This is a genomic window from Flavobacterium cellulosilyticum, from assembly GCF_004349355.1.
Taxonomy (GTDB): Bacteria; Bacteroidota; Bacteroidia; order Flavobacteriales; family Flavobacteriaceae; genus Flavobacterium; species Flavobacterium cellulosilyticum.
On record NZ_SMFK01000011.1, the window covers coordinates 114,447 to 122,230 of the forward strand.

The 7,784-nt window shown below is 33.5% G+C and carries 5 protein-coding genes; 4 read left to right on the plus strand and 1 reads right to left on the minus strand.

Annotated elements, in window-relative coordinates; all coding sequences use genetic code 11:
• Window positions 1–516: 516 nt before the first annotated feature.
• On the minus strand, window positions 517–3,969 hold the full coding sequence (locus E0F76_RS14600) for a methylmalonyl-CoA mutase family protein (RefSeq protein WP_132007655.1): 3,453 nt from the start codon (window positions 3,967–3,969) through the stop codon (window positions 517–519).
• Between the two features lie 208 nt (window positions 3,970–4,177).
• Between E0F76_RS14600 and E0F76_RS14605 the strand changes: the two genes are divergently transcribed.
• From E0F76_RS14605 to E0F76_RS14620, 4 genes are all read left to right on the plus strand, one after another.
• Entirely contained in the window at window positions 4,178–4,882 is a 705-nt protein-coding gene (locus tag E0F76_RS14605; protein ID WP_132007658.1) for a DUF4197 domain-containing protein, read from the plus strand.
• 71 nt (window positions 4,883–4,953) lie between these two features.
• Window positions 4,954–5,808, plus strand: a complete 855-nt coding sequence (gene purU, locus E0F76_RS14610; RefSeq protein ID WP_132007661.1) for a formyltetrahydrofolate deformylase — start codon at window positions 4,954–4,956, stop codon at window positions 5,806–5,808.
• Between the two features lie 68 nt (window positions 5,809–5,876).
• Window positions 5,877–6,599 (plus strand): DUF4197 domain-containing protein, encoded by a 723-nt coding sequence (locus E0F76_RS14615; RefSeq protein ID WP_132007664.1) that lies wholly within the window; start codon window positions 5,877–5,879, stop codon window positions 6,597–6,599.
• A 926-nt stretch (window positions 6,600–7,525) separates the two neighbouring features.
• Window positions 7,526–7,784, plus strand: a 259-nt coding sequence (locus E0F76_RS14620; protein WP_132007667.1) for a helix-turn-helix domain-containing protein, incomplete at its 3' end; no start/stop codon positions are given.

Consider the following 7,784-nt stretch of genomic DNA (forward strand, 5'->3'; position numbering starts at 1 on the left):
ATAGTCTAATAAATTTATGAGAAAAATTTATATTAAAAAATAAGATAAATTTTAATTATAAAAACATTTGTCTTAATGCATTGATTATCAATTGTTTGTGAAAAGTTGTGGTTATGTTAAATATATTTATTTTTAGACATTATGAGAATAGATTTACGAATCTTACATGCTGATTATCAATACATAACAAGAATTATCTGCTTTAGTTTTTATAATTTAGAAAGAATTTTATTAAAATAAAATATTTTAATAAATCACCTATTTAAAGTCTATTTAAATGCATTTATTATATATTTTATTTAATTCAAAAAGTAGATATAATATTCCTGTAATACTCTAATAAAAAATACAAAGACCAACTAAAAGCAAGATAAGTGATTTATATATTTTTTTGGAATGCAAAATTCAGTAAAAAAAATTAACATATTCATTTTAAACAAAATTTCACCAAGATTCCCCAAAAAAACGGGATAATCGATTCAGCTATTTCTGGTAATGCAAAAAGCGGTTCTCTACTTACATATTTCTTCTATACTGACCGCCAACTTCAAACAAAGCATTGGTGATTTGCCCCAAAGAACAAACCTTCGTGGCTTCCATTAAATATTCGAATAAGTTTTCGTTTTGTATGGATGCTATTTTTAATAAACTCAACTGCTCTGTTACTTTATCTTGATTGGTTTGGTGCAAATTTGCTAACATCTTGATTTGGAATTGTTTTTCGTCATTGGTCGCCCGAATTACCTCAGCTGGAATAATGGTGGGTGAACCTTTCGAACTCAAAAAAGTATTCACTCCAATTATCGGGAATTCACCCGTATGTTTTAAAGTTTCATAATACAAGCTTTCCTCCTGAATTTTACTTCTTTGATACATGGTTTCCATAGCGCCAAGAACGCCACCACGATCATTAATTCTCTCAAATTCCTGCAAAACAGCCTCTTCTACCAAGTCAGTTAATTCTTCGATAATAAAGGATCCTTGAATTGGGTTTTCATTTTTCGTCAAACCTAATTCTTTATTAATTATCAACTGAATTGCCATCGCCCGACGCACACTTTCTTCGGTTGGAGTTGTAATCGCCTCATCATACGCATTGGTATGTAAGGAATTGCAATTGTCATAAATAGCGTATAGTGCTTGCAAAGTGGTTCGAATATCATTAAAATCGATTTCCTGAGCATGAAGAGAACGCCCCGAAGTTTGAATGTGGTATTTCAACATCTGCGCTCGTTCGTCGGCGCCATATTTAATTTTCATGGCTTTCGCCCAAATTTTTCTTGCCACACGACCGATTACAGCATATTCTGGGTCAATTCCGTTCGAGAAAAAGAAGGATAAATTAGGTCCAAAATCATTGATTTTCATGCCACGACTCAAATAATATTCTACATAAGTAAAACCATTCGAAAGTGTAAATGCCAATTGTGAAATAGGGTTTGCTCCTGCCTCGGCAATATGATAACCCGAAATAGAAACCGAATAAAAATTTTGTATTTTGTTTGTGATGAAATATTCTTGAACGTCACCCATTAATCGCAAAGCAAATTCTGTCGAGAATATACAAGTGTTTTGCGCTTGGTCCTCTTTAAGAATATCTGCTTGCACTGTTCCTCGAACTTTCGAAAGTGTTCGTGTTTTTATTTGATTATAGATTTCCAAAGGCAAAACTTGGTCTCCTGTCACTCCCAAGAGCATTAATCCCAAGCCATTGTTTCCATCGGGCAAATCTCCTTGGTAATGGGGACGTTCAGTTCCATTTTTAGCATAAATTGCCTTAATTTTATCTTCAACAGAATCTTCAAGTTGATTTTCTTTGATATACATTTCGCAACGTTGATCTATAGCGGCGTTCATAAAAAACCCAAGCAACATTGGCGCAGGCCCATTAATAGTCATACTTACCGAAGTCATTGCATCGACTAAATCGAAACCAGAATACAATTTTTTAGCATCGTCAAGACAACAAATCGAAACTCCTGCATTTCCAATTTTACCATAAATATCAGGACGAATATCAGGGTCATTTCCATACAAAGTAACGCTATCAAAAGCAGTAGAAAGTCGTTTTGCTGGCAAACCTGCACTTACATAATGAAATCGTTTGTTCGTCCGTTCTGGCCCGCCTTCGCCTGCAAACATTCGAGAAGGATCCTCTCCTTCACGTTTAAACGGATACAATCCTGCAGTAAACGGAAATTCACCAGGAACATTTTCCTGTAAGTTCCAGCGCAATAGATCACCCCAGGCTTGGTATTTTGGCAAGGCTATTTTTGGTATTTGCGTATGCGAAAGTGATTCCGTGTGCGTGCCTATTTTGATTTCTTTTTTTCGAACCTTAAAAGTATAAAATGGTTCTTTGTATGTTTTTACTTTTTCTTTCCAATTCAAGATGACCTCCCAATTATAAGGATCCAAATCCATTTTTACCTTATCGAATTGATTGAGCAATAAATTGAGAAAAATTCTATCTTCGGCACTACCTGGCTTTTCCATTTCTATAACACTTGGTAAAACAGAATTATCATTGATTCCCATTTTGTTTAATTCAGGAATTTTTCCTGAAACGGATTCAATAGTTTTGAAAATGCCGTATAACTTCTGAGCCACTTGCTCTTGGTTCAACGCATCGGCATCGTATTTCCGATTACTTTCGGCAATTTCGGATAAATAACGCGTTCTATGTGTTGGAATCACAAAGATTTTTTCACTCATTTCTGGTGAAATTTCAAATGTCGATTTCAAATCGGAATTGGTTTTCTCGTGAATTTGATCCATTATCGATTTGTACAAAGTATTCATCCCGGGATCATTAAACTGAGAAGCGATTGTACCAAAAACAGGCAACGTATTTAAATCTGATTCCCAAAGATTGTGATTGCGTTGGTACTGTTTTTTCACGTCTCGCAAAGCATCGAGTGAACCTCGTTTGTCAAATTTATTTATAGCAACCAAATCGGCAAAATCAAGCATGTCGATTTTTTCCAATTGGGTAGCTGCGCCAAATTCAGGCGTCATGACATATAAGGAAACATCAGAATGATCCGTGATTTCGGTATCTGATTGTCCTATTCCAGAAGTTTCAAGAATAATCAGATCGTATTTTGCTGCTTTTATCACCTGTATAGCATCGGCAACATATTTTGATAAAGCCAAATTAGATTGTCGAGTGGCCAAGGATCGCATATAAACTCTAGGATTATTAATGGCATTCATTCGGATTCTGTCTCCCAATAATGCTCCCCCTGTTTTTCGTTTTGATGGATCTACGGATATTATTCCAATAGTTTTTGTTGGAAAATCGACCAGAAAACGACGCACTAATTCATCAACCAACGATGATTTTCCAGCACCTCCAGTTCCCGTAATACCAAGTACAGGTGTTTTACAATTCTTATTTAGGAGCTGTATTTTATCCAATGTTGAAGTTGCAATTTCAGGAAAATTCTCTGCTGAGGAAATAATTCGGGCAATGGCTTTTGGATTTTTTTCTTCCAGAAGATTGATTTCGTCATTAAGTTGGTCTCCAATAGTAAAATCCGATAGTCGTACCAAATCATTAATCATACCTTGCAGACCCATTTTTCTACCATCATCAGGTGAATATATCCTAGTAATTCCATACGCTTGTAACTCATCGATTTCAGTTGGAAGAATAACACCTCCTCCTCCTCCAAAAATTTTGATATGAGAAGCTCCTTTTTCACAAAGCAAATCACGCATGTATTTGAAATATTCATTGTGCCCTCCTTGATAAGATGTCATTGCAATTGCATTGGCATCCTCCTGAATGGCCGTATTAACTACCTCTTCTACACTTCTGTCATGACCTAAATGAATCACCTCTACTCCTGTGGACTGAATAATTCTTCGCATTATATTAATAGCAGCATCATGACCATCAAAAAGTGATGCTGCAGTTACTATTCGAACTTTATTTATGGGAACATACGGTTTTATAACTTCCATTTTATGAATATGATAATTTTAGCACTGCAATTTACAATTATTTTTAATAATCAATTATATTTTTGCCTATATAATAGTAAAAGAGCAATTTATTTCGTGATAGACGACAATTCATAGCTTTAATTGTTAAATAAAATTATGGTTTTATTATTGAATAAGTAGTATTTTTGAAGCAATTAAAAACGATCTTACCCTAAAATCTTATTGAATGAAAAAAATCATATTGTTACTATTAGTGTTCACTTTTTCTGGTTGCGCCGAAATGCAACAAGTTTTAAATCAATTTCCTCAAACCCAAGGAATGGGTATCGATATTTCGGGTGGACTTAAAGAAGCGCTGAACAACGGTATTTCCAAACAAGTAACAAAATTGACTGCTACTGACGGTTTTTATAAAAACGTAGCCGTAAAAATACTGCTACCAGAAGAATTAAAAAATGTAGATTCGAGTTTGAGAAAAATTGGATTGGGTTCCTTGGCCGATGAAGGTCTAAAAGTACTTAATCGTGCTGCCGAAGATGCAGTGAAAGAAGCTACCCCAATTTTTGTTGATGCCGTGAGAAACATCTCCTTTACTGATGCAAAAACCATTTTGATGGGAAATAATAACTCAGCAACAACCTATTTACAAAACGCTACCACAACTTCTTTATATGGCAAATTTAATCCTGTGATTAAAAATTCATTTTCTAAAGTTGGAGCCGACCAAGTATGGGCCAACATAATAAATAGATATAATGTAATTCCATTCGTTAAAAAAGTAAATCCTGACCTGACTGATTACGTTACCAATCAAGCTCTAGTAGGCGTTTTCAAAATGATTGGAGTCGAAGAAAAAAACATAAGAACCAATTTGAATGCGAGAACCTCCGTATTATTACAGCAGGTTTTTGCAATGCAAGACAAAAAATAACATACAATTTATTTGAAGTTCTGTAGGGTGCAGATCTTAATCAAAACAAAGTTGTATTAAAATATACTATTATGCAAAAAATTACTATACTTATCCATTGCAAAGATCAAAAGTCAATTATTGCTTCTGTTACAAATTACATCGCCTCTATTGACGGTAATATTATCTATTTAGACCAACATGTTGACGCCATTGAAAATGTATTTTTTATGCGTTTGGAATGCGAATTCAACAAACAAAAATGGGATTTAGAAGCCATGAAAAATGACTTTAAAACCCATTTAGCCGATCCTTTAAATATGACTTGGGATATGTATCAACAAGAAAACAAACCTAAAATGGCTTTGTTTGTTTCGAAATACGATCATTGTTTGTATGATATATTAGGTCGCTATTGTGCTGGTGAGTTAGAACTTGAAATCCCTTTGATTATTAGCAATCACGAAGACTTAAAACCAGTTGCTGAACGATTCAATATTCCTTTTTTCCATATTCCTTTTACAAAGGAAAATAAGGAAACTGGAGAATTAGAACACCTCGACATATTAAAGAAGTTCGAAGTTAATTTTATTGTACTAGCTCGTTATATGCAGATTATAACACCAAAAGTAATTGAGCAGTATAAAAACAAAATCATCAATATTCATCATTCGTTTTTACCCGCATTTCCTGGTGCAAAACCCTACCATTCCGCTTTCGAACGTGGGGTGAAAATTATCGGAGCTACTAGTCATTATGTAACCGAAGGACTTGATGAAGGTCCAATCATAGAGCAAGATATCTCTAGAGTTGCACACAATCATTCTATTGAAGATTTCATTATGAAAGGACGCGATCTGGAACGGATGGTTTTAGCAAGAGCTATTAAATTACACTCGGAACGAAAAATAATGGTGTATAATAATAAAACAGTTGTTTTTTCTTAAATAGTAGTGATGGCATCAACTTTGCAGTAAATGCAATTATCATCTCATTTTAAAAATTACTTTACATAATGAAAAAATCATTTTTACTATTGCTTTTAATTCCTTTTTTAGGCACAGCACAATTCAATAATCTACTTAAAAAAGCTGCGGACCAAGCGTCTATATTAACAAAATCAAACTCTAGTTTGGACATTGCTGCCGGACTTAAAGAAGCCTTGAATAAAGGTGTAACAGAACAAGTTTCGAAATTAACCAAGACCGATGGTTTTTATAAAAACGAAGCGATAAAGATTTTAATACCAGAAGAATTGATAAAAGTTGACCGTACATTACGCAAAATGGGAATGTCAAGTTTAGCCGATGATGGTATTAGAGCATTAAATCGTGCTGCTGAAGATGCTGTAAGAGAAGCAACACCTATTTTTGTTGATGCCATAAAAAAAATCACTATTACTGATGCTAAAAGTATTTTAATGGGCAGTGATAATGCAGCAACTGCCTATTTACAATCTTCAACATTTTCTCCGTTGTATTCTAAATTTAGTCCAGTTGTGCAAACATCGATTGGAAAAGTTGGAGCCGACGTTATTTGGGCATCCCTCATTAGTAAATACAACACACTTCCTTTAGTACAAAAAGTAAATCCAGACATTACGGATTATGTAACCAATAAAGCACTTGACGGCGTTTTTAAAATGATAGCTGTTGAAGAAAAAAACATTAGAACGGATTTAAACTCTAGGACTTCTGATGTATTAAAAAAAGTTTTTGCATTACAAGACAAGAAATAGTGATATAAAGATGTGATTTATAGTTAAAAAATCATCGTTGTCCGATTAAATCTTTTCACAATAGATAAAACGCAATAGATACAGTCCCTACAGGACAATAGGATTAGATTGACTTGATTTATTTCTACCAATATTTTGCTCTAACGGAGCTTACTTCGTAGAGGTTAAATATTGGTAGTAAGAGAGTTGTAATATGTGATTTGGCCCCTAGGGACTGTACTTTTATAAAGAATTAATTTTATCGGATACTAATTTTAAAAAATAGTGCCATTAAAACTTAACGAAACTACAACAAACTTATAACATACCATTAACAGCAAAAAAACCAAAACTACATGATCTTTGCAGTGTAATAAACTGGTTATTTATTATTTGGTTTTGGTTAGTAAATAAGTTGCCGACATCCATAGGGTGTCGGCATTTTTTTTTCCCTTAATAGAACAAAATAAAAGATCAATTTCAAATAAATATCGTTTTATAAGCACTACAGGAATAGATTAATTCTTATCTACAGAACCTATTAGGAGCAATTAAAAGTAATATTTGCATATAGATATACAAAAAAAACGAATAGGTTAGCCTAATTTTGATGCTGCTTCACAGTCCGAACTTTCCCTTTTAGCCACAGTGTTACCATTTCTTAAAATAAAGGAAAATTTCTTAACAGGTTGTTTTAAAAATTTCCGCTCAGTAAATCAAACACACTTTAATTTTCAAACGAAAACTTAACTAATATGCAACAAACTTATAACAAATCATTAACAGTAAAAAACCAAATACTACATGACCTTTGTAATGTAATAAACTGGTTATTTATTATATGGTTTTGGTTAGTTAGTTAAAATGTTGTCGGCATTATAAAATGTCGGCATTTTTTTTGTCCTTAATGTCCCGTCCTGAAATAGCGATACACAAAAAGTATCCTAATGGAAAAACATGAAGAAACACGCTATGTTAAGCGAACACAAAAAGATTACTCAATGTCTTTTAAATTACAAATTGTTCAAGAAATTGAGCGAGGTCAGCTCACAGTTACAGAAGCTGCGAAGACTTATGGCATTCAAAATAGAACAACTGTTGTTAATTGGCTAAAAAAATTCGGTAACTTTGATTGGGAAAATCAAACACCATTTACTATGTCAAAGTCACCAGAACAAAAGATCATGGAGCTTGAAGCCAAAGTGA

What these genes read in the sequence shown, in the direction of transcription:
- purU (WP_132007661.1), top strand. Translation starts at nt 4,954, where the DNA reads ATGCAAAAAATTACTATACTTATCCATTGCAAAGATCAAAAGTCAATT.
- E0F76_RS14605 (WP_132007658.1), top strand. Translation starts at nt 4,178, where the DNA reads ATGAAAAAAATCATATTGTTACTATTAGTGTTCACTTTTTCTGGTTGC.
- E0F76_RS14600 (WP_132007655.1), bottom strand. Translation starts at nt 3,969, where the DNA reads ATGGAAGTTATAAAACCGTATGTTCCCATAAATAAAGTTCGAATAGTA.
- E0F76_RS14615 (WP_132007664.1), top strand. Translation starts at nt 5,877, where the DNA reads ATGAAAAAATCATTTTTACTATTGCTTTTAATTCCTTTTTTAGGCACA.